The organism is Pseudoalteromonas sp. '520P1 No. 423' (genome assembly GCF_001269985.1).
GTDB lineage: Bacteria > Pseudomonadota > Gammaproteobacteria > Enterobacterales > Alteromonadaceae > Pseudoalteromonas.
In genome coordinates this window covers 407493-429000 of the sequence record NZ_BBZB01000001.1, presented here as the reverse complement: position 1 = coordinate 429000, position 21508 = coordinate 407493, and the positions used below count along the sequence as shown (strand labels likewise).

Sequence of the window (21508 nt, the reverse complement as noted above, 5' to 3'; positions counted from 1 at the left end):
ACTACACAACTCAAAAAGTATATCAAAACATTCCAAAAAATTTTAATAAGTAATTGATTTTTTTAAAATAAAAGCATTTTACATGCTAAATTAAATAATATACCTTTATTCTGTAATTTACTTGTGCAGAACAAGATCTTTAAAAAGAGCTTCAGAGAATATAACAATGCTCTTTAGTTCTTTAATACTCTCCTTGTGCTCCATAGATCCCAACGTCTTAATATATGAATTAATTCCATGTTTAAACCCTTATTAAAACTAGGTTACATTGCTTATTTTTTGATTGTCCAGTTAAGCTCTAAATTCAAAATTATTAATACAAGATAGCATTAAGTTTTAGAGGTCTAATTTTGAACTGAATGATTATTTGGTTTACTTTTATAATGTCAGATAAAGGCTCTGAGTAGTCTTAAAATGTAAGCGACTGAAGGTCCGCTTATGGCACAAGGCGGCCATTGGTTACATGCCAATAAAACAGTAAAATGATCAAATTATATTGTCATTAAGGGTAATTATCAGTTACCCCAACTCCTGAAATGATCAAAATTTATTGTCTGCTGACAGAAGTTGTCGAAAGACAGTAAGGTCTGATTGTTATTTAACCTACTGATAAGTTTAACTTAACAGGAGATTTTTTATGTTTGATGTAGATAAACCACTTAATAATTTATAAAAATAGTGAGTCGATATTTTATTAAATAAAGCTAAGCAATAAATAAGTCGCTAGTACAACAGCGACCCACATCACCATACTACCTGAAGGGTGGTTTCGTGACAGTAGAATACTTAGTCGGTCATTCTTGCCAGAAAAATAACTTAAATATAGATTAAGCTTTAATTTCAATGCATCTCTTAGTGAAAGATCTAGTTGCCAAATAACGCTAAACATTTTTTGCAATACGTTTGGCACTGCACGGCGATAAATCCAATCTGCATCAAGGGTTATAGTCAATGTTCGTTTCATCCAAGGCAACATGAGGAAAAAAGCAAAACCAGAGAATAATAACAGCTGCAACATGTGGATCACATGCGTGACAGTATAAGGTTTGTAAGTGACCTCATAGGGCAGCATAGCGTATAAATATTCTGGAAATACGCCTAAGCCGATGCAAATTCCTGAAAAAAGAAGCATTGCTAATCTCATGCTCCAAGGTGGATCTGATGGGCGCATGCCTGAATCTTTTTGGAAAAAAACAAACCAAGGAAATTTAATACCCGCATGAAGAAATACACCAGCAGAGGCTGCCATCAAAAAAAACCAAACGGTTGTTAAGCTTTGATCTGCGGCAGCTTGACTGATCATTGATTTACTAATGAAGCCAGAAGTCAGAGGAAATGATGAGATTGAAAGTGCGCCAATAATGCCGCAAATGGCGGTGAGAGGCATGCTTTGAAATAAGCCACCAAGGTCGGTACATTTGCGTTTTCCAGTCATGTAAAGCACAGATCCAGCAGACATAAGTAGTAGTGCTTTGTAGATGATGTGTGTAAAGGCATGTGCAGCGACACCGTTTAGCGCCATATCGGTACCAATCCCGATACCCGTCACCATAAACCCCACTTGATTTACGATACTATAAGCAAGGATCCGGCGCATATCGTTTTCTAATAACGCGTAGATAATCCCGTAAAAAATCATAAATATTCCGATATAAATTAGAATATCTGCACCTGGAAAACCACGCAATAAAACATATACGGCTGTTTTTGTTGTAAAAGCAGAGAGGAAAACGGCGCCACTGAAAGAGGCTTCTGGATAGGCATCAGATAACCATGCAGAAAGTGGTGGTGCAGCAGCGTTAATAAGAAAACCAGCCATGATAAGTATTGTGCCAAAGGAATTTGGCTCCATTGCACTGAATGTTATCGAACCTGTGTCCAAGATATGCGCTAATATGCCCACTAATAACAAGGTACCGCCGAATACGTGGACTAAAAAGTAACGGATTGAAACTTGTAGAGAATGTTTATTATTGACGGAAAGCACGATAAGAGTAGAAGCCACTGCCATAAGCTCCCAAAATATAAATAGACTTATCAGGTCTCCTGCGAATACAGCGCCAATAGCACTGCCCGCGTATACAAAGACCGCAGATAGCTCCAAAACACTTTTCTGCCTAAGCGCATACAAACTGCCTCCAAATGTCATAATGGAAAAAACCGTCGCGAATATTCGACTTAGGGCGTCACTCCGAACAAAGGACAGTTGATAATCGAAAAGTGGAAATGTAGAAAACACACCATTTGGTAAACTCCATATTAAATAGAGTGTCACAATTGGTAAACCTAACGTAAGGATAGGTCTAAATTTTTGACTTATAATTGGCAATAAAAAGGCACCAAAAATTAATATAAGCCCAGGCGGGAAATCACTCATCATCATAATAAGTATCCTTACGCTTTAAAAAAATGGCCAGCGCTTTAGCAACAAGCACCATTGCTATGCAGGTTGTAAGCCCGAACCATGAATAAAAGCCAAAGCTGCCGTCAATCCCGAAGTATGGGTGAGCATGAACAAAAAAATCTGCCATAACCAACAAGAACAAAATCATCAGACCGACACGCCAAAGTAAAACAATCGTTTTCTTTCTTACTAGCCAGTGTTTCTCATTTTCACTTTCATTATTATTTAGCATAATTTATTTCTCGTGTTCGAGTGCGGCCGCAGCTAACTCATAAAGCGCTTGTGGGTAGATAAAGAGGATCAAGCACCCTAAGGTGGCAATACCTATCGCAATTAATGAAGCGAGCGGTGCTTCTTTTATTTTAACTTTAGTTAAAGCGCTATCTGGAAATTGATCATTATTGTTTGAATTCTTAGGGAAAAAAGCGTGAAAAGGGATAGGCAACAAATAGGCAATGTTGAGCAGGGAACTAATCATTAAAACAGTCATCATTATAAACTGTTCTGTTTCTAGGGTGCCCATTAATAAATACCACTTACTCCATACTCCGCCTGTAGGTGGTAAGCCGATAATACTGAGCGTGGCGATAAAAAACGCAGTCATGGTAAATGGCATTTGCCTACCAAGACCATGCATTTCACTAATCTTTGATTTATGTGCCGCCACTAAAATAGCACCTGCACAGAAAAATAACGTAATTTTACCAAAAGCATGCATAGCGATATGCATAGCGCTACCAATTACGCCTGAAGAGGTTGCTAGTAAAGCACCGATTGTTATATAACCTAGCTGACTCACGGTTGAATAAGCCAATCTTGCTTTCAAATTGTCTTGTAGCATGGCAATAATGGAGGCAAGCAATACAGAAGCTCCGGCCAGATATAATAAATATTGCGTGGAGGGTAATTGGGCCAATAAATCTAAGCCAAAAATAAAGGTGCAGACTTTTAATACCGTGAACACACCTGCTTTTACGACGGCTACTGCATGTAAAAGGGAACTCACTGGCGTTGGTGCAACCATAGCGGCAGGCAACCAGCGATGAAAAGGCATGATAGCGGCTTTTCCAATGCCAAAAATGAACAATACCAATAAGATGCTAGCAGTTATTTTATCAACATCATCTGTAAATATACCACCGGGCTTAAAGTCTAAAGTGCCTGCTACAAGCCAAGTACTGACAATCGCTAGCAGGAAGAAAACGATTGATGTTGTTAGTAAAATCCCTAGATAAGTTCGTCCACCTTTTTTTGCTTTTTCAGTACCTGCGTGTGTCACTAAAGGGTAAGTTGAGAGTGTCAGTACTTCATAAAATATAAACAAAGTAAAAAGGTTTGCTGAAAAAGTAAGACCCATCACCGCGCCAATCGCAACGGCGAAACACACATAAAAACGCGTTTGATTCTTTTCTTGGTGGCTGCGCATATAGCCAATGGAATAACACGTAGTCACCAACCAGAGGAAACTTGCAACTAACGCGAACAACATACCCAGTGGTTCAATATTAAAACTAATGGTTAAACCGGGTAAAAGCTCCCACCAATAAACGCTGATAAATTTTCCTGAAGATAAACCTTGATATAAAGTCACAACTAAAAAAATTAACACTAGGCTGGTTGAAAGGGTGACACTTTCTCGCAGGTTTGGATAACGTCTTGATGCAACAATCGCGAATGTTGCTAAGAACGGAATGATAATACACAGTTGCAGCATCAGCTCTAAAGAAAGATTCATGGTGATACTCCAAACAAGCTTTGTGCGGCACCTTGTGCTACCTGCACACTCAATCGAGTATCAATGCCAAAGTAAATATTGGCGATGACAAGTGTCCATATAGGGATCAGAAAACTCACCGGCGCTTCTTTAACTTTTATATTTTCATCTAAGGGCGCTTTGAAGTAAGCAACTTCTACTATTCTCCAAACATAAATAACCGCTAGCATTGACCCTAGAAGAATGAGCACCGCAACAGGCCACCATCCTTGTTCAACTAATGCAGTGAGTAAATACCATTTACTGACAAAACCAACAGTTAAAGGCACGCCAATTAAACTTAATCCGCCAGTAACAATTGCCGCCATGGTCAATGGCATCTGACGCCCTAAACCACGTAAATTATTGAGTTCAACATTGCCTATTCTATAAATAACCGCGGCTAAGGCTAAAAATATAGCACCTTTCATTAACGCGTGATTGAACATATGCAATAAGGTTGCGGTTAATCCTGCTGCTGTACTTAAACTAAAACCTACAATCATATAACCAATTTGAGCTATGCTTGAATAGGCAAAAATATGTTTAACATTATTTTGATAAATAGCTGTTGCTGAAGCGATAAAAATACCAATCAATCCAAGTGCCATAAATAATGTTTGCAATGGAATCGTTGCGAAAGAAAAAGAGAAGCCAAATATTGAAAAAGTAAATCTAATTAATAAATAAACTGCTACTTTGGTTGCGGTGGCTGCAAAAAAAGCAGTGACGATAGAAGGTGCATAGGCATAAGCATTAGGTAACCATAAATGCAGTGGAAACATAGCCAATTTTAAACATACACCCACAATCAAAAAAGCAAAGGAAACAAATACGGTACGCGTTTGTGCTACTTCAGGTAAACGGTGTGACAAGTCCTGCATATTTAGCGTGCCTGTCATTTGATACATCAAACCAATCGCAATTAAAATAAAGGTGGCGCCTATGGTTCCCATGATCAAATATTGATACGAAGCCCAAAGCGCTTGTCTCTTTTGGCCCATAGCGATTAAGGCATATGCAGATAACGATGATATTTCTAAAAACACAAAAACATTAAAGGCATCGCCAGTTGCAACAATACCCAACATGCCAGTGAGAGAGAGTAGATATAAAACGTAAAAATAAGTGTGTTTATCTTTGGGGATTTCTTTTTCAATGCTGGTTTGGGCTGCAACTAAAACGACCGTACTGATACCTGAAATAATTAACAGTAAAAAAGCATTAAGTTTATCAATGCGATACTCTATTCCCCATGGCGCTTGCCAGCCACCTAATTCGTAGCTAATCACACCAGATATCATCACTTGTTGTAATAACAAAATGCTTATTACAAATGCCAAACCACTAGCAAGGAGAGAAAACAGCCATACCAATTTAGCGCGATTTAACAGTAAACAAATAGGTGCAGACATTAGCGGTACGATAACTTGTAAAATAGGAAGGTGTGTAATCACGCGCTTTCCTCCGCTTTATTCTTAGACTGCTGCTCTTCATTGTCTTGCTGTTGAATTTCTTCTTCTTCAATTGAGTGATAGGTTTCTTTAATACGAACAACTAATGATAAACCTAACGCCGTGGTCGCAATGCCAACAACAATGGCTGTCAGAATAAGAACATGAGGTAAAGGGTTTGAGTATTGCGTTATGCCATCAGCTAAAATCGGAGCGGTTCCGCCATCAACTTTAGCGATACTAATATAAAAAATAAATACCGAAGTTTGAAAAATAGTTAAGCCTATAATTTTTTTTATTAAGTTACCGTGAGCAATCACAATGTAGAGCCCAATCATCATCAAAATTATCACAATCCAATAATTAAAAAGACCTATTAACATATGGGTGATTCCTTATCTTGAGATGGCTTTTTATGTTGTTTGCGCTCTCTGCGACCTGCGAAGTTGAAAAAGATAACGACCATAACGGAGGCAACCGTACATCCCACTCCCCATTCAATTATTAAAATACCTAAGTGTTGGCCTGTAATGGGATTGCTTGATAACACATTGTAATCAAGGAAGTTCCCTCCATTCATCAAAGATACAGCACCCACACTGCCATAGATCAATACTCCCAGTGCCGCAATGAATTGAATAAAGGTTTGATTAATGACTTTACGTGCAGTAACTAACCCAAAAAGCATCGCATATAAAATAATAGCGGAAGCAAAGATAACACCTGCTTGAAAACCACCTCCAGGACCAAAATCACCATGGAATTGAACATAAAGAGCAAACAAGAAAATAAAAGGAATGAGCATCTTAGCAACAATACGAATAACAAGGTGCTGTCGATGCATAGAATCATTGATTGACTCAATTTCATCATCATTGTTTTTAGTGCGAGCAACTGATAGCAGTGTTAGCACACCGATACCTGCAGTAAAAATAACAACCACCTCACCAAAAGTGTCAAATGCTCTATAACTTGCAAGTACGGATGTGACAATATTTGGTATTCCAATTTCTTGCATCGAATCATTGATATAACGAGGTGATGTGTGGTTATGAATCGGAGCGTCTTCGGAGCCAAAATGAGGCATATCTAATGTGCCGTAGATGAGTAATCCACCTGTTATAATTACAATAAAAAGTGCTGGTAGTGGTTTGTGTCGAGTTGGCTTTTCTTTACGCCCTGTCATCGAGATAACAACCAACATGAGTAAGGTTGATATACCAGCCCCCACAGCAGCTTCAGTAAAAGCAACATCAACTGCATCCATAGCAACAAAAAAGCTTGCGGATAAAAGTCCATAAATACCAGCGAGCATAACAACGGCAAAGGAATCTTTCGTGCGAATTATCGCAACGGCGATAATAATCAAGAAGGTTAATAATACGATATCAATCAAATAATCGATGAGTTATTCTCCTTTTGTTTATCTTGGCTAAGGTTACTTGAACCTTTAGGTATGACACCATTATGAAAAGCGGATTTGGCTAAGACATGACTGGCTGTAGGGCCAACTAACAAGGTTAAAAGCAATACCATAACTAATTTGGCAAAAACTAAAAGATCAGTACTAAGTATCATAAGCCCGACCAAAATCATACCAGCGCCTAATGTATCTGTCACACCAACTGCATGCATACGGGTATAAAAATCAGGAAAACGTAGCAGTCCAATACCGCCTGAAATACAAAGAAAGCTACCAAGGAGTATAAAAAAACCACTACTAATCGTTATTACAATCTCCATTTAAACATCCTTCTTTATAGATTCGTTATCGTTAGGTGTATGTTTAAATTGATGTGTATCCGAGTAACGTAATACCCCAATGACACTAATAAAGTTGATCAGTGCATACACTATGGCAATATCTAAAAATTCAGGCCTGCCCATTACAAATCCCAACAAAGAAATGAGTAATACCGTTTTAGTGCCAAACATATTAACCGCCAAAATACGGTCATAAAGTGTCGGCCCAGCAATTCCTCTAATAATTGCTAAAATCATGGCGACAAAAATAGCAAGTGTGGCTGCAATTAACATTAGCGTTCCAATAAGGTTACTCGGCGATCCATTTCACCGGTTTCTAAAGCCTCAATATCCTTATAAACTAAGGCGTGTACGGTAATTTCGTTATCTACTAAATCGATTGCGACTGTACCTGGCGTTAAGGTAATTGAATTAGCATAGATAACTTTTCCCATGTCAGTTTTCTGGCTGATTTTAATTGTTTTCAGTGTTGGTGAAATACTATTTACACCTAGCCAAATATGTTTTACGACAGTGATATTGGCTTTAATAATCTCTTTGATTAACCACATATAGTAGCCAAATATTTTGGTTGATAAATAGACTGGTTGTGACTCATTATCAACGACATCCATTTTATGAGTAATGACTAAAACTAACGCGATAGACGCGAAACCAAGAGATGAGATTAGCAGACTGTAATGGCCTGAATTAAGAAGCCAAAATGCGATTAAAATCAGAAATAAACTAATGGTATGTTTCATTGATAAACCCTGGGCTGTTCATGAGGGAAAATTGATTGTTTAATCATGCGACTTGCTTTTTGCAATACACTATCTATTACATATTCAAGATCCATTTGCATGTTTTCGATCACAATCTCTCCTTGGTTAACAATTTCTAACGTTAGTCGACAATGCGTGTTATTACCCTTTGCATTGAGAACATTAGTGAGTTTTATTGAAAATTTGGTGATATACGCGTCAACGCTCGAAAATGCGAGCGTAGCCTTTAATTTTCGTTTTTAAACCACCGTTAATATCAACCCCACAGGGTGGATACTTGCCTACGTTATTGCCTTACTTTCTTGGTGTTATCAGCAAAAATATCGCGAAAAATGATAGGGAGATATGCATAAACACTGTTATAAAATATTACTAATTTCAAAAAATTATTTATAAATATTCATTACTTATAGCTCATTTTTTGTTATTGGTAAATTCAAATCGTATTTTTTTTCATCAAAAAAGTGGCGTTTTTTTAATTATATGGGTTGACTAAATTACAACCATATTTTTTATTTATATGCTGTCATGACCTAAGATAACATCACCAAAGCCAGTGAAGGCGCAATTTAACACCACAAATCATAAGTGGTTAGCTTACGAATTTTCAAGAGAAAATAGTGACTAAATTATTTGTTCAAAAAGGAAAAAAATTTTAATTATTATCGCGAGTGTTAAAAAGGAGTAAGCGTATTCAATTGATATGCCAAGAAGGAGGGCTAAGTTTACTATCTGTGGTTCAGTTTAATGAGTTGTTCAGGTTTTTTTATTTATAGTCATATCTTAATCCCTTTTTTATTGTATTAACCTAAGGGTTAATACAATAAAAAGTTTCTTAAATATTACTCATAATCAGCAGCGTAGGTTTCTTCATATGTATGTGAGTAGAGTTCAAATAAATTACCAAAAGGGTCTTCTAAATAAACCATTTTAGCGGGTTTTGAATCATCTTCTGGGTGATAGCGCATTACGTCCATTCTTACTTTACCGCCATATTCTTCAGTTTTTTGCATTACAGTTTCAAAATCATCAGTTTGCAGACAAAAATGAAAAATACCCAGTCTCGAAAAATCAAGATCATGTCGTTGGGCACGTTCTTTCATTTCAAATAATTCAACACCGATTCCGTCTGTTGTTACTAAATGCGCAATATTAAAACCTTTAAATCCTTCGCCAAAAACGGCAATGCACATTCGGCCAATTGCAGTTTCACGTTCTTCTTGTACTTTAGTATTGTTCATAACTATTTTAAGGCCAAGCACTTGAGTATAAAACTCAACAGCTTTGTCCATTTCACCAACCATAATGCCTATGTGATTCATTTTCATAACTTGCTCCTAAGACTTTTTTATTCATTTCTCATTTGATGAAGCAAGTGTATGGCGTTATCTTTATTATTTAAAATTATCAATTATAATCATAATAATAATTTTTTATTATGATGTTTGGCATGTTAAATCCTATTTGGTTAGAGACCTTTGTGACCTTAGTTGATACTGGGCATTTTACACAAACGGCAGAAAAGCTTTTTATGACTCAACCAGGTGTGAGTCAGCATATTAGAAAGCTTGAAGTTGAAAGTGGGTATTCACTTATATCGCGAGATAAAAAAAGCTTTGAATTAACTGAGCAAGGGCGTTTAGTTTACCAATACGCATTAGATCTAGTTGAAAATGAACAAGCGTTATTAGCGCGGTTAGCTTTTGATAATCCGTTTTCTGGTTGTTGTACTTTAGCTTGCTCAGGCGCACTTGCCTTAATGCTTTATCCTAATTTATTGGACTTACAAGTTCTACACCCTGGGCTTGTTGTTAAGCTAAAAGCAGCCCCTAATCATCAGATATTAAATGAAATACAAACGGGAATAATAGATTTAGGTATTATCACTGATATGCCAAGTCAGGGTTTATTTGATGTGACTGAAATCGGTTTGGAACAACTGTGTTTAGTGCTGCCGGCCAATATTGAAACTAATGATAATAGTGATAATTTACTTATTCAACTTGGTCTTATTGATCACCCAGATGCAGAGCTTTATTTATCTCTTTATTTTGCACAAAGTCAGGAGTCAATTCAGACACATTTAAACATTGAAGAAATACCTGTTAGTGGTTATGTCAATCAAATCAGCCAAATACTAGAACCTGTAGCAAAAGGGCTAGGTTTTACTGTTTTGCCAAAAAGTGCCGTAGATACTTTTCAAACACCAGAAAGGTTACAGATACTTTCTTTAAAGCAGCCCGTAATGCAAACCCTATATATGGTCAAAAAGAGAAAGAGAGCACTACCTGCGCGCTTTGATGTTGTGAAGTCGATATTGAAAAAGCATTTGGATGTAGTCAAAAGGTGATGAGATAAAGATTCTTTGCTCGAATATACAGATTTAACTTAAAATGGGTACAAAGTAGTTGTTTATAATTGTATCAAGTGTTAGTTTAATCCCATGAAAATACTTTGTTATATCTCACAAATTTGCTGGTGGCGCTCTTTTTAGAGCGGCACTTGAATCTATTTGTTCAACGGCTGCCGAAAGGTAACAGTTGAATATCATACTATTTCTTTCGGTCGCTTATTTTAAATTGAAGGAAATACACATGACTCATAAAATTTTAACAGGTGACAGACCTACAGGACCACTTCATTTAGGCCATTATGTTGGTTCGTTAAAAAATAGAATTGAATTACAAAACCAGTATTCACAAACAATCTTAATTGCTGATTTACAAGGCCTTACTGATAACGGTCATAACCCACAAAAAGTGTCGGGCAATATTTTAAATGTTTTGGCTGATTATCTTGCTGTTGGTATTTGTCCTACAAAAACTACTATTTGTTTGCAATCAGCTTTACCTGCTTTATCTGAACTTGCCATGTTTTATGCAAACTTGGTATCTGTTTCACGTTTAGAAAGAAATCCAACCGTTAAAGCTGAAATTGCCAGTAAGCAATTTGGTAACTCTATTCCTGCTGGTTTTTTTAGTTACCCAATTAGCCAAGCTGCCGATATTACAGCTTTTGATGCGACTTTAGTTCCTGTTGGCGATGATCAGTTACCTATGATAGAAATTACCAATGAAATAGTAAGAAAATTAAACAATATTGCACAGCAGCCTGTTTTAATTGAAGCGAAACCATTATTGAGTGATACACCTAGATTACCGGGTGTAGATGGTAAAGCTAAAATGTCTAAATCACTGGGTAATGTGATTACTTTTGGTAGTAGTGATGACATGATAGTAAAAGCTGTTCGCGCTATGTATACCGATTCAAATCACTTAAGAGTAGACGATCCTGGGCAAGTAGAAGGTAATGTTGTATTTACTTATTTAGATGCTTTTCATGAAGATAAAACCTATATCGCACAACTTAAAAACCATTATGCATCTGGTGGGTTAGGGGACAGTAAATTAAAAGGTATTTTAAGTGATTGTTTAATTAATCTAATCACACCGATCAGAGCTAAGAGAGAGCGTTACTTAGCTGATAAAGCAGAACTCATTTCTATTCTTAAATCTGGAACTGAGCTGGCAAACCAACAAACTCAGGCCGTCTCTCAGCGTGTTAAATCAGCTTTTGGATTAAATTTATTCTGAAATACAACTTTGCTTTTACGTTTAAAAACAGCCATTATTAAACTTAATGGCTGTCACATGCCACCTTATTTATTTAAGGGTTCAGGTTGAAATGTTTTTTGAGAAATTTTATAAGTATTGAAGTTTGGAAAGTCTCTTACTGACGCCTGTACTTTTGGATCTCCGGTTATCATACGTACTAAGTGATTGGTATCACTTATAAAGTAATAAGTAGCAGGTCCTTTGCCATTAGGACGTTGAAAAAACCATTCATCAACTTCATGACCTAGAATATTAGATGTACCAATATATTGTGCATTGCATGTTATTAATACATCTTGCGTAAGTATCAGTTCATGACAAGGGTCTATTTCATCATTTAATACTGCAGCTTCAAATGCAGAAGTCTTTGTCATATCGTTCCGCGTATATGACACTTTAGATTTAAATGATTCATCAGTACTGGGGTACATGATTTCAGACATCCATAATCTGTGACCCTTTTTTTTCTCAGACCAAGGGTTAAATAAACCATCAATGCGACAAACATTTTTTTTATAATCGAACCAACAGTACCCTGAAGTAATATCATCGTCAGGCTGCATAGGAATCCAATATGAAATGTAACTGCTACTCCATTGTTCAGGTAATAAAGGAGCGACTTTTGTTATTTTATTAAACTGCATTTACTTTTCTCCTCGCGCTAAAGCTTTTTCAAGTGCTTGTCCTAACGCTGGCGGTAGAGGAGGTAATTGGTTTCTGCGCGTCGCAAAGCTTTGTGCTAGCTCAGGAGTTGATAAATGCATGCGGTCTTCTACGCTTTCAAACCATAATCGGCTAGTACTTGCATGTTGATCAAACAATTGCATGACAGGCATCACATTTTGGTTAAAATCTTCTAACGCCGTAGCAATATTATCACTATGATCGTAAACCGATTTAACTAACATTTGTGCGCCAACTACAGCCATAGTCGTACCGTGACCAATAGAAAAATGTCCTGATTGCAGTGCATCACCTAGTAAAACAATATTATCGCTATAGGCTTGTTCATGACTCAATGTCATGAAGTTACGCCATTTGAGCCCTTTTGGTGATATAACCGTTTGACCGTCTAACTCTTCTTCAAATACTGAAGCAATAAAGGCTTCGGCATTTTGAGTCGACATTTCATCAAGACCTGAATTTATATACGTTTCTTCACTACATTCAACAACAAAAGTACTCATATTACTGGAATATTTATAACAGTGAGCAACAAAAATACCTTTAGCTTTCGTTTTGAAAATTAAATTCATTTCATCAAACTTTTTAGTCGTCCCGTACCACATATAACGATTTTTACCGAATTCAACTTTAGGCTTTAATGCTTCTTTATAGTACGTTGATGTATGATTAATACCATTTGAAACAACAACTAAATCATATTTGTTACATTGTAGGTCAACGAGTTTTGATGCCGGTTTTTCATATTCAATCGAAATACCTAAACCAATACATAATTGACGAAGTTCATGCACCATAGATTTACGCTCGGCACCACATAAAGTGACGCCGGTTTTAGTTAAGGCTGAGTCATTATGATGTGTAAGCTTAAACTCTTCTATGTATTGCGCATCTAATGATTCATGATTAGATAAATATGACAGCGGATTCGCAGGATGATGTGGTGCTCTACCTGGCAACACAACACCCCAACCAACACTTTCATCTTGATTATTTTTTTCTATAATATTGATATGCCAATCAGGGTTTAGTTTTTTGATTTGACTAGAAAACATAAGACCTGCTGGACCTGCACCGATCACAAGAATATTCATTAATTTAATCTCCCTATTTTGTACCAAACATTTTGTTTTTGTTGAAAGTGTCTAATTTTGCTGTATTTCATTGAAGTGAAATATAATTTCTCTGCCATATCTGGCGGGTAAAGCTTTGGAAGTTTTTGACCCATATAACGTAAGTATCTGGCTCTTAGGAAGAAAATAGGGTTTGAACAACTTAATACTTCATAATTTGCTCTTGCCATGTCTTGCATTGCATCGGCTTCTACTTTTCGTAAGGTTGTAAAGTCAGGTAAAATTTTACTTAAATTAGCATCATATTTATCAAATAAGCATGATAAAACATAAGCGTCTTCAAGAGCCATATTCATGCCTTGACCTAAAAATGGCGCTGTTGCATGCGCAGAGTCGCCAATCAGTAAGGCTTTATCTTTATAGTGAAAAGTAGATGAGCGCACATTAATAAGATCATTACTCGGCTTAACCATAAATTGTTCTAGTAACTCTTGGCGAATATGTTTAGGTACCATAGAGTAATATCGGTCAAAAAATTCTCGCATGGCGACTTTATCATCTGTATGTAGACTTACTTTTCCTTTAAAGGGTAGGCAAACCGCGAAGCTGATACTGCCATCAGGGATCGTTGCTGCCCTACCTGCAAATTGACCATGAGAGTCCATGCCAAAAAAGTGTAAAAGATCAGGCCTTAAGCCGACTTTTTTAGCATCTGGAATAACTAAGGTTTTATACCCATGTTTAAAAAATGTTTGCTCAAATTCAAATCGTCGACAGTGAGTTTGCATGGCATCTCTTACACAAGAGCGTGCGCCATCCGCACCAATTAATAAGTCACCTGAGTGCTCAATAAAATTATCATTTAAATCTTTAGTTAACAGGTGACATTTATTTAAATTAACTTCAATGCAGCGCTGGTTGTAATGGTAATTAACGCCTGCTTTTTCTGCATATTTATTGAGTAATAACTGAAAAGCACTGCGACTAAGAGACAATGGTTTTAACTTATCTAATGGAGGGAGTTCTCTTATTTTATTTTTACCGGCAACAAATAAAGACATACCTGATACTTCTATACCACAGGCTTGAAGCTCTTTAAGTGGAATGCCAGCTTCAACAACAGCCTCTATGCCACGGACAGTCATACTGACACCTATTGCCCTTGAGCTAACTTGGTCTATGTAATCACTTTGATCGAGTAAAGGATTTCCTCGCTTTTCAATAACATGAATTTCGAGTCCTTTTCTCGCTAAAAATATTGCTGTAAGACTGCCAGCTAGACCGCCGCCAACAAGGATTATTTTTTTCATTATTAACCTTCCCTTGATAATTTATTTGTTGCGAGTTCAGTCATTTGTTTTTGATAAAACTCAAGTAATTCTATTTGTGTTTCTGGTGGGGTTGCTTTTATTTCTTTGGCTGTTTCAGCAAGTTCTTTACACGCTTGCGCTAATGCAAGGCAGCCTTTTTCGTAATTTGATGTCGCTTTAAATTTAATAGCTTGAGGTAGTGGGGGACCTGCATTTCGACCTGCAGTTCCAGACGGTAAAGTCATAAGGTGCACTGATAAAGGCCTTAAAATACCTGTCATTAAATCTATAGCGGCATTCATTAATCGAGATCGACGCATACTCCCTTTTGAAGTTTGTGCAAAATGTTGCATCATCATTTTAAACATCAGTTCATGACAACCTTGATAAAGCGTCATTAAAGCTCTGGCATTCGGGTTTGTAACAACATTGCACCCTGCTCGCTGACTTATCACTGGATTTTTTAAAACGGGATAAGCAGGTTCAAAAGGAATGTCGCTAAGAGTGAGGTTTTTAGATATAGATCTTAAGCGGTTAAAATGGCTATGTTCAAATTGTGGAGAATCAGCACTAGCGCCTTCACCTTGCTCGGTAACAAAGTCGATAGCAAATAATGCAGTTTCTTTATCATAAACTTCAAACTGATAATTAGGATAAGCACGGTTTATTATTTCGTTTAAAAATAAGTGATGTTCACCACCTTGCTTATTCATGTCTTGGGTATATAAGTCGGGTATTTCGTTGATAGCAATACGAATTTCGTTATAAAAATCGGCTATCGACTTACCAACAGAAGGAAAGAAATGAGGCCATTCAAAGCGGACAAACTTAGCAATAATATGCTCAGAAAAAGGCTCAAAAGAAAATTCAGTATCTAAGCCAAACTTCTCTTTGGCGGCTTGTGCAAAAACAGGCTCTCCAGGGTAGAAAGGCTCACCTAGAGACATCAAGATATTATTGATGACCAAATAATGTATCATTTCTTCATGGGCGATCTCTAAAATAGCACCTCGCCAACCACTGTTTTTTCGCCTTTCCTTGGAACCGTTAACTAACTCTAACTGAGCTTGTGTCCAACGTTCTGACTCTACATATTGCTCCCCTGCAGCATAGGTAGGTAACGAATAGGCGCTATAAAGATATTGCAACATAATCGATAACTCTAAATCTACCGCATCACGTAGCTTGCTTATTAACTGAGCTTTAGTTTTAATACTACCTTGCGCAGTAAACTGGGGCTCTAATGGCGGTAGCTCTTTAGGCATTGCTGATTGCTCAACATTACTTAAATATTTCAGAAATAAATGTGACTTAACCGAGGACATTTCTCGAGTACTAGGCATGTAATAACTTTTGTCGCGGTTTTTAGGGTCGCACATTTGCCACATTAAACGGGCATAAGTCTCACATTTACACTTATCGGCCATACTAAATACTTTGTCAGCCATAAAAGGATAAAGTAGTTCGTAATAGCCCATTACATTATGATAAAGGAAATCATAATCTACATTTTCATCTGCGACATCGAGTAAAGACCAATCATCACTGAGTATGCGAACTTGTACTGGGCTATGGTGCTCACCTAAAAACAATTCACCGCTACCAGGCGCTAAGCTTTCAATATTGAGTTGACCTCTACCACTTTTATCAGTTTCGATATAAACATCACACCGTAAATTGTTAGGCGTTGTTATATTAGGAATTAATTTATTAATAGGGTGGGGTTTACCTCTGAAATAACTAAATACATCGATAGCGTGTGTACTTTTATAATCAGATTTAGGATTTGCCGATTCAATTGCGATGATGTGCTGTTCAGCTTGTATGTGCCAATCAGTTTCATGCCAGTTATGCTGATTTGACTGTAAACTGAGTGATTGCGTTTCTAGTTGCGCATCATTAACGAGTAAAGGCACATCAAATACACCAGTACTGTTATTGGCTTGTTGGTATACGGATTCAGGTAAAACAGCGAGCGTTTTTCCTGAATCTGATTTTAATATTAAATCACCAAGAGCGGCTTTGTGGGTTAGTTTTGGCGGCAGACCGCTTTGAACTGGCAACACCTCAGCATAACTTTGATATGGAATGCTAATGGGCATATTAAAACTGACCCAATTATCTTTTATTTTTACCGCTATTGGTGAAAATTGAGAGGTATCATCTGGTTGTAGGATCCTGCCAGTAGGGCTGGTTGCCATATCTTGTTTACGCCACACACTGATAGTGCCTTGTAAATCACAAAATACAGGGGTATCTGGTTGGCTGGGGGGAGATAAATTAGAAATACAGTACTGAACTGTTAAGCCTAGTACCTCAGGATCTTCAAGTGTAATCTTTAACTGCTCTAAGAATGCTGAATCAATATTAAGCTGATTAAATATAAAGTTTTCATTGTCTTTACTCACTGAAAATTGAAATAACCTTGCTTCAGCCATTTCATCTTGCATGAAATGTTTTGGCTTATTAACAATGTACCCTGGGTTTAGCCAGCGCACACCGTGAGTGCAATCTATATCTGAAGATAATATATGAGCGGTATTCGCACTCGCATCTCCATCACTAATAGTTAATTGCCCAGCATATATTAATGCCGAATCTCGTCGAGTTGGATCGTTATCAACCCACCGAGCACGATTAAAAGATGTCCTTAAATACTCATTATAATGACCCCATAATGCCAATTTACTACCTACCAGCGGATCATCTGTTTGGTAACTGCCATGTTTTAATTGAACCGATGTGACAAAAGTATTCTCCCAAGAAAAATGGTTATTACCTATCATGTTATAACCAGTAACATGATTAAATTGTCCTGCTTTATCTTCTTGGCCTTGCGCATTGAATTTAGGTTCAAAAGCTTTTAAATATTCATGACATTTACTTGGGTGTTGTTTTAAATCAAAAGCTGCACCATTTTGTAAAACAGTATTTGTTGTTATATCGAGTGTATTATTGATATTTCTGTTTGCTGTTGGCACGTTAACACGCGCCACACCTTTAAAATGAACTCGTGGAAAATCGAGAATACTCATTTTATGTAATTTCCTATTTTTGTCATTTTCTTTAACTTTTATTCATGACTATCGGTCATGCTTTCTTCTTCAGCTTCAATCCGTTTTAGAAGTTTTAAGGCCGCACTTTTACCAGCCATAATGCCTCCTTCCATCCAACCACAGTGGGGTGTATAAGCATCAGAAGCGGAAATTATTTTACTTTTTTTGTGTACAAAACTCAGAGGGTGGGTTGGACTACACTCTTTGGAAAATTCAACACCATGTATCCAATATTTATGAGTCTGTTCAATTGGATCTGGAATTTGATCTATGTGGCACTGAATTGCTTCAGCCATCAATTCTTTTACTGTTTTTAAGTAATGTTCTTCGCCATGTTGACTGGTTTCTTGCCAGAAATTAGCGTATTCACTATCAGTGTAAAAAAAGATGTATCTATTATCTTTAAAGTACAGCTTTCGTATTGGGTTATTGGTGATGATGACATGATCTGTTAATGATAATTCTTGCCACCATGATGTATCGTAGAAAAGAAAACCTTTGAAGAGAGGAATAGAACCATAAGTATAATGGGTCCAATCTTGCGGAAAGTTACAATTGAGCCTGCTCATTGCTGTTGGTGGCAATGTGACGATCATATCCCCTTGGGTTATTCGAATAATCTCATCATCACTATTTTTTAAAGTTAAAGCCGGTTTTTTTATATGGGTATCAATTGTAATAAGCTCATAATCAAAATGAAACTCAACACCTAATTCAACTGCTTTTTTATATAAGATTTGAGGTAAAGTGCAAAATCCGGCCTTAAGGTTTCGCCATGTATATCCCGCGTTATCAGAGAACCCTTGGATCTCAGGGTGCTTTTCAATAATATCGTAAGCAATATTGGGGGTGATAAATGGCAAGGATAAAGAATCATATCCAAGCGCATTGATAATATCTTTACTTTGTTCTTCACCTAAATAAGAGGTTAAAAAATCCAAAAAGGATTCATCTTTGTGTTCAGCACACAAAGGCTTTAATTTGTTTAAAATCTCCTTTAATTCACTATGAAGTTCTTGTGGTCGTGTTAATTGTGTAAAAGGAAAACTTTCATGTTCAATATTAAAATGTGCTATCAATTCATTAATATTTTTATGAAGTTGTGGTGAAAATCGACCAGCCCCAAGATCAATAAACTGTTCTTGAACTTTAATTGCATGCGCTCTGCCGCCGACACGTTTTTTATGTTCAAAAACTTTAATTACTTTTTTGCTACCTAGATGGAAATTAGCGAGCGTAAGCGCGCACATAATCCCTGAAACTCCAGCCCCTACAATGGATATAGTATTTTCTTGATTCGACATATGTCATGTTCCCTGAAAAATTTTAAATGGCTTGTTGTTTACCCCTGTAAAATACAAGACCCCAAAAGAGGTACTCGTGTAAACGAATGTAAATTAACATATGTTCCTATAATAGGGAATAGAGGGGTGTAATTAGTACTATTTTTGTATCTTTATATAAAAGAGATTATTGAGTATTAAAACTAAGGTACTTTTTTGACTATATAAATAAGTTTATTAGCCTGAACTTTAAAGTTATTTAAATATATCTATCCTGAATTAATATTAATGTTACATCGGATTTTAAATATTTATTGCATTGTTTTTTATTGTGTTTTTTATTGTGCTTTTTATTGTTATGGGTTGATGTTACGGCGTTTAACAATGAAGGTTGTATAAGAAATGAAGGTGTTATTTCATTAAAAGATCTCGATTGCCTTAAACAAAAGACAATCGAGAAAAGGCGTATTTTTATAAATGTGGGAATATGAATCTTTTATGACGATCTAGTATTTCGTTTCTTTTGTTAGTTTATTTAAATGAAATAAAGAAAAAGAAACTGCAAATAGTCCTCCTGCTAAATCGGCGATAGGAAATGCAAACCAAACGCCTTGTTCGCCAATCAGACTTGGTAAAAAGTACATCAATGGTAAAAGTAATACATAGGTTCTAGCTGCATCTAATAATGTTGCCGGTAAAGCTCGACCTAAACCTTGAAATAGTCCACTAGACATCATACAAAAACTCGCTGTAATGAATCCAGCAAAACAAATTGGTGCTAGCTCACTACCAAGTTCAATAACCTCTATATCATCTGTAAACATGGTAAGTAACCAGTCTGAATTGAAGCATAAAATGAATGTTACAATTGCGCCCCAAATAGTACTCGTTGCAATAGCGACAAAGTAAGCCTGTTTTACCCTATGGTATTTACCTGCGCCATAGTTATATCCAGATAAGGTTTGCAGGGCAACCATCATGCCTATTATTGGTAAAAACAAGAACATAAAGCACCTTATTAATATGCCATGTGCAGCGATTAACGGCTCTGATACACCTATAAATACAGTTGAAATAGAATAAACGGTTACTGCAAGCGTCACTGAAAAACCACCGTGGGATAATAATACAGGCAATCCTAAACCTAATATTTTTAGGTGAAACTTTATTGGGCTAATAAGCTTACACCAGCTAAATCTTACCGCGCTTTCCCCTTTTTTCTGTAATTGCATAGCCATTAATAAACCTAGTGTAATTGCAATTATCGTTGCCCAAGCAGCACCAGCTATGCCCCATTCAAATACAAATATAAACAACGCATCTAAAATGATGTTGAGAATTGAAGCTGTTGATAGTACCTGCATCATCGCTTTTGGATTTCCTGAAGCACGAAATCCCTCGGTTATTTGGTTGCTAATGAAACCAATCACCCAAAATATAATGATAGGGGTAATGTAGCTATTAGCTTCAAAGCGTAATGCAACAGGAACTGCCAATAATTCATAAATAGCATCTCGCGTTATATAAATTAATAGGCAAAAAATAAGTGCGCTTATGACAGCCAATAAAAATGAAGTTGAAAAAACGGTATCAGCATCTTGCTGTCTTTTTGCACCTAAATAACGCGCAACAACAGAGGCCATTCCGCTACCTATCATAGTGCTAATTGAGATTAAAAACATTTGAATTGGAAATACAGCAGAAACAGCCCCCATGGCATTAGCTCCAATCCCTTGAGAAATAAATAAAGCATCTACAAAACTATACATACCATTGATTAGCATCCCCAAAATAGCTGGAATAGCTAGAAAACTGAATTGTTTAAAAACAGTGTCTGTTAATAAAGGAGACTGCAATTGTTCTGGCTGATCTTCAAGCTCTAAGGTGTTAGTGGTCATTTTGTACCTAAAATGGTTGATTTAGTGTGCGCTAGTTTACTAATAAATGGTTATGGTTTTGTATCACCCTTTTTTATGAGGTTTTATATTTGTTGCTTTCACTACATAAAAATAAACATGCAAAAATGTTTGTTAAACTTTAGCGGGAGACTGATAAAAACTTAAGAATTGGGTATCTATTAATTTTTACATCTTTAATTTAGTGTAAATATTTCCAACCACCGCATTTTTTATTAACTATCAATCAAAACTGTTCATGTATTAATAAACAAACTTTTAGAAAAATAACAAATATAGAGCCGATAGGCTTTATTCAAAGCTGTATATAAATGGGTATTTCATGGATAAGATAACAATAAAACTAAAAAATGACCCAAGTTTTGAACTTACAAATATGCAATCTGAATTTATTTATAGTTTGTTATTTAAAGAAGTAAAAAATAAATATGGT

18 protein-coding genes are annotated in these 21508 nt (G+C 36.4%); 2 read left to right on the top strand and 16 right to left on the bottom strand.

The features are described 5' to 3' along the window. Positions 1–694 precede the first annotated feature (694 nt). The 10 genes from PSA_RS01950 to PSA_RS01905 form a co-directional block, all read right to left on the bottom strand. Positions 695–2383 (bottom strand): Na(+)/H(+) antiporter subunit D, encoded by a 1689-nt coding sequence (locus PSA_RS01950; protein WP_042149080.1) that lies wholly within the window; start codon positions 2381–2383, stop codon positions 695–697. Beyond that, positions 2370–2636, bottom strand: coding sequence for a hypothetical protein (locus PSA_RS01945; RefSeq protein ID WP_042149077.1), 267 nt, complete (start codon positions 2634–2636; stop codon positions 2370–2372). The genes PSA_RS01950 and PSA_RS01945 overlap by 14 nt, the downstream gene beginning before the upstream one ends. A gap of 3 nt (positions 2637–2639) precedes the next feature. After that, positions 2640–4139: a monovalent cation/H+ antiporter subunit D family protein gene (locus PSA_RS01940; RefSeq protein ID WP_042149074.1), complete on the bottom strand. Its 1500-nt coding sequence runs from the start codon at positions 4137–4139 to the stop codon at positions 2640–2642. Continuing rightward, entirely contained in the window at positions 4136–5614 is a 1479-nt protein-coding gene (locus tag PSA_RS01935; protein ID WP_042149071.1) for a monovalent cation/H+ antiporter subunit D family protein, read from the bottom strand. Before PSA_RS01935 ends, PSA_RS01940 begins: the two co-directional genes overlap by 4 nt. Beyond that, positions 5611–5994, bottom strand: coding sequence for a cation:proton antiporter subunit C (locus PSA_RS01930; RefSeq protein ID WP_042149065.1), 384 nt, complete (start codon positions 5992–5994; stop codon positions 5611–5613). The genes PSA_RS01935 and PSA_RS01930 overlap by 4 nt, the downstream gene beginning before the upstream one ends. Then, complete coding sequence (locus PSA_RS01925) at positions 5988–7007, bottom strand: DUF4040 domain-containing protein (RefSeq protein WP_337589999.1); 1020 nt, start codon at positions 7005–7007, stop codon at positions 5988–5990. The genes PSA_RS01930 and PSA_RS01925 overlap by 7 nt, the downstream gene beginning before the upstream one ends. Beyond that, positions 7004–7354 carry a monovalent cation/H(+) antiporter subunit G gene (gene mnhG / locus PSA_RS01920; RefSeq protein WP_042149063.1) on the bottom strand — a complete coding sequence of 117 codons (351 nt, stop codon included), beginning with the start codon at positions 7352–7354 and terminating at the stop codon, positions 7004–7006. The genes PSA_RS01925 and mnhG overlap by 4 nt, the downstream gene beginning before the upstream one ends. Continuing rightward, the gene (locus PSA_RS01915; protein ID WP_042149059.1) at positions 7355–7648 is read right to left on the bottom strand and encodes a monovalent cation/H+ antiporter complex subunit F; all 294 of its coding nucleotides are present in this window, start codon (positions 7646–7648) and stop codon (positions 7355–7357) included. It abuts the gene before it with no gap. Then, on the bottom strand, positions 7648–8118 hold the full coding sequence (locus tag PSA_RS01910; protein ID WP_042149056.1) for a Na+/H+ antiporter subunit E: 471 nt from the start codon (positions 8116–8118) through the stop codon (positions 7648–7650). The genes PSA_RS01915 and PSA_RS01910 overlap by 1 nt, the downstream gene beginning before the upstream one ends. A gap of 863 nt (positions 8119–8981) precedes the next feature. Then, positions 8982–9467, bottom strand: a complete 486-nt coding sequence (locus tag PSA_RS01905; RefSeq protein ID WP_042149054.1) for a VOC family protein — start codon at positions 9465–9467, stop codon at positions 8982–8984. 122 nt (positions 9468–9589) lie between these two features. Between PSA_RS01905 and PSA_RS01900 the strand changes: the two genes are divergently transcribed. Both PSA_RS01900 and trpS read left to right on the top strand, forming a co-directional pair. Beyond that, positions 9590–10489 carry a LysR family transcriptional regulator gene (locus tag PSA_RS01900; RefSeq protein ID WP_042149050.1) on the top strand — a complete coding sequence of 300 codons (900 nt, stop codon included), beginning with the start codon at positions 9590–9592 and terminating at the stop codon, positions 10487–10489. A 244-nt stretch (positions 10490–10733) separates the two neighbouring features. After that, positions 10734–11732 (top strand): tryptophan--tRNA ligase, encoded by a 999-nt coding sequence (trpS, locus tag PSA_RS01895; protein ID WP_042149047.1) that lies wholly within the window; start codon positions 10734–10736, stop codon positions 11730–11732. 65 nt (positions 11733–11797) lie between these two features. Here trpS and vioE read toward each other — a convergent pair whose 3' ends face one another. From vioE to PSA_RS01865, 6 genes are all read right to left on the bottom strand, one after another. Further along, positions 11798–12397, bottom strand: a complete 600-nt coding sequence (vioE, locus tag PSA_RS01890; protein ID WP_042149044.1) for a violacein biosynthesis enzyme VioE — start codon at positions 12395–12397, stop codon at positions 11798–11800. Beyond that, positions 12398–13531 (bottom strand): tryptophan hydroxylase, encoded by a 1134-nt coding sequence (locus tag PSA_RS01885; protein ID WP_042149040.1) that lies wholly within the window; start codon positions 13529–13531, stop codon positions 12398–12400. It lies immediately after the preceding gene. Next, positions 13531–14820: an NAD(P)/FAD-dependent oxidoreductase gene (locus PSA_RS01880; protein ID WP_042149038.1), complete on the bottom strand. Its 1290-nt coding sequence runs from the start codon at positions 14818–14820 to the stop codon at positions 13531–13533. The genes PSA_RS01885 and PSA_RS01880 overlap by 1 nt, the downstream gene beginning before the upstream one ends. 2 nt (positions 14821–14822) lie before the next feature. After that, positions 14823–17855: an iminophenyl-pyruvate dimer synthase VioB gene (gene vioB, locus PSA_RS01875; protein ID WP_042149035.1), complete on the bottom strand. Its 3033-nt coding sequence runs from the start codon at positions 17853–17855 to the stop codon at positions 14823–14825. A gap of 38 nt (positions 17856–17893) precedes the next feature. Next, positions 17894–19180, bottom strand: coding sequence for an FAD-dependent oxidoreductase (locus tag PSA_RS01870; RefSeq protein WP_042149032.1), 1287 nt, complete (start codon positions 19178–19180; stop codon positions 17894–17896). 485 nt (positions 19181–19665) lie between these two features. Further along, positions 19666–21057 (bottom strand): MATE family efflux transporter, encoded by a 1392-nt coding sequence (locus tag PSA_RS01865; protein ID WP_042149027.1) that lies wholly within the window; start codon positions 21055–21057, stop codon positions 19666–19668. Positions 21058–21508: the final 451 nt, after the last annotated feature.

What these genes read in the sequence shown, in the direction of transcription:
- PSA_RS01950 (WP_042149080.1), bottom strand. Translation starts at nt 2,383, where the DNA reads ATGATGATGAGTGATTTCCCGCCTGGGCTTATATTAATTTTTGGTGCC.
- PSA_RS01945 (WP_042149077.1), bottom strand. Translation starts at nt 2,636, where the DNA reads ATGCTAAATAATAATGAAAGTGAAAATGAGAAACACTGGCTAGTAAGA.
- PSA_RS01940 (WP_042149074.1), bottom strand. Translation starts at nt 4,139, where the DNA reads ATGAATCTTTCTTTAGAGCTGATGCTGCAACTGTGTATTATCATTCCG.
- PSA_RS01930 (WP_042149065.1), bottom strand. Translation starts at nt 5,994, where the DNA reads ATGTTAATAGGTCTTTTTAATTATTGGATTGTGATAATTTTGATGATG.
- mnhG (WP_042149063.1), bottom strand. Translation starts at nt 7,354, where the DNA reads ATGGAGATTGTAATAACGATTAGTAGTGGTTTTTTTATACTCCTTGGT.
- PSA_RS01915 (WP_042149059.1), bottom strand. Translation starts at nt 7,648, where the DNA reads ATGTTAATTGCAGCCACACTTGCTATTTTTGTCGCCATGATTTTAGCA.
- PSA_RS01910 (WP_042149056.1), bottom strand. Translation starts at nt 8,118, where the DNA reads ATGAAACATACCATTAGTTTATTTCTGATTTTAATCGCATTTTGGCTT.
- PSA_RS01905 (WP_042149054.1), bottom strand. Translation starts at nt 9,467, where the DNA reads ATGAAAATGAATCACATAGGCATTATGGTTGGTGAAATGGACAAAGCT.
- PSA_RS01900 (WP_042149050.1), top strand. Translation starts at nt 9,590, where the DNA reads ATGTTAAATCCTATTTGGTTAGAGACCTTTGTGACCTTAGTTGATACT.
- trpS (WP_042149047.1), top strand. Translation starts at nt 10,734, where the DNA reads ATGACTCATAAAATTTTAACAGGTGACAGACCTACAGGACCACTTCAT.
- vioE (WP_042149044.1), bottom strand. Translation starts at nt 12,397, where the DNA reads ATGCAGTTTAATAAAATAACAAAAGTCGCTCCTTTATTACCTGAACAA.
- PSA_RS01885 (WP_042149040.1), bottom strand. Translation starts at nt 13,531, where the DNA reads ATGAATATTCTTGTGATCGGTGCAGGTCCAGCAGGTCTTATGTTTTCT.
- PSA_RS01880 (WP_042149038.1), bottom strand. Translation starts at nt 14,820, where the DNA reads ATGAAAAAAATAATCCTTGTTGGCGGCGGTCTAGCTGGCAGTCTTACA.
- vioB (WP_042149035.1), bottom strand. Translation starts at nt 17,855, where the DNA reads ATGAGTATTCTCGATTTTCCACGAGTTCATTTTAAAGGTGTGGCGCGT.
- PSA_RS01870 (WP_042149032.1), bottom strand. Translation starts at nt 19,180, where the DNA reads ATGTCGAATCAAGAAAATACTATATCCATTGTAGGGGCTGGAGTTTCA.
- PSA_RS01865 (WP_042149027.1), bottom strand. Translation starts at nt 21,057, where the DNA reads ATGACCACTAACACCTTAGAGCTTGAAGATCAGCCAGAACAATTGCAG.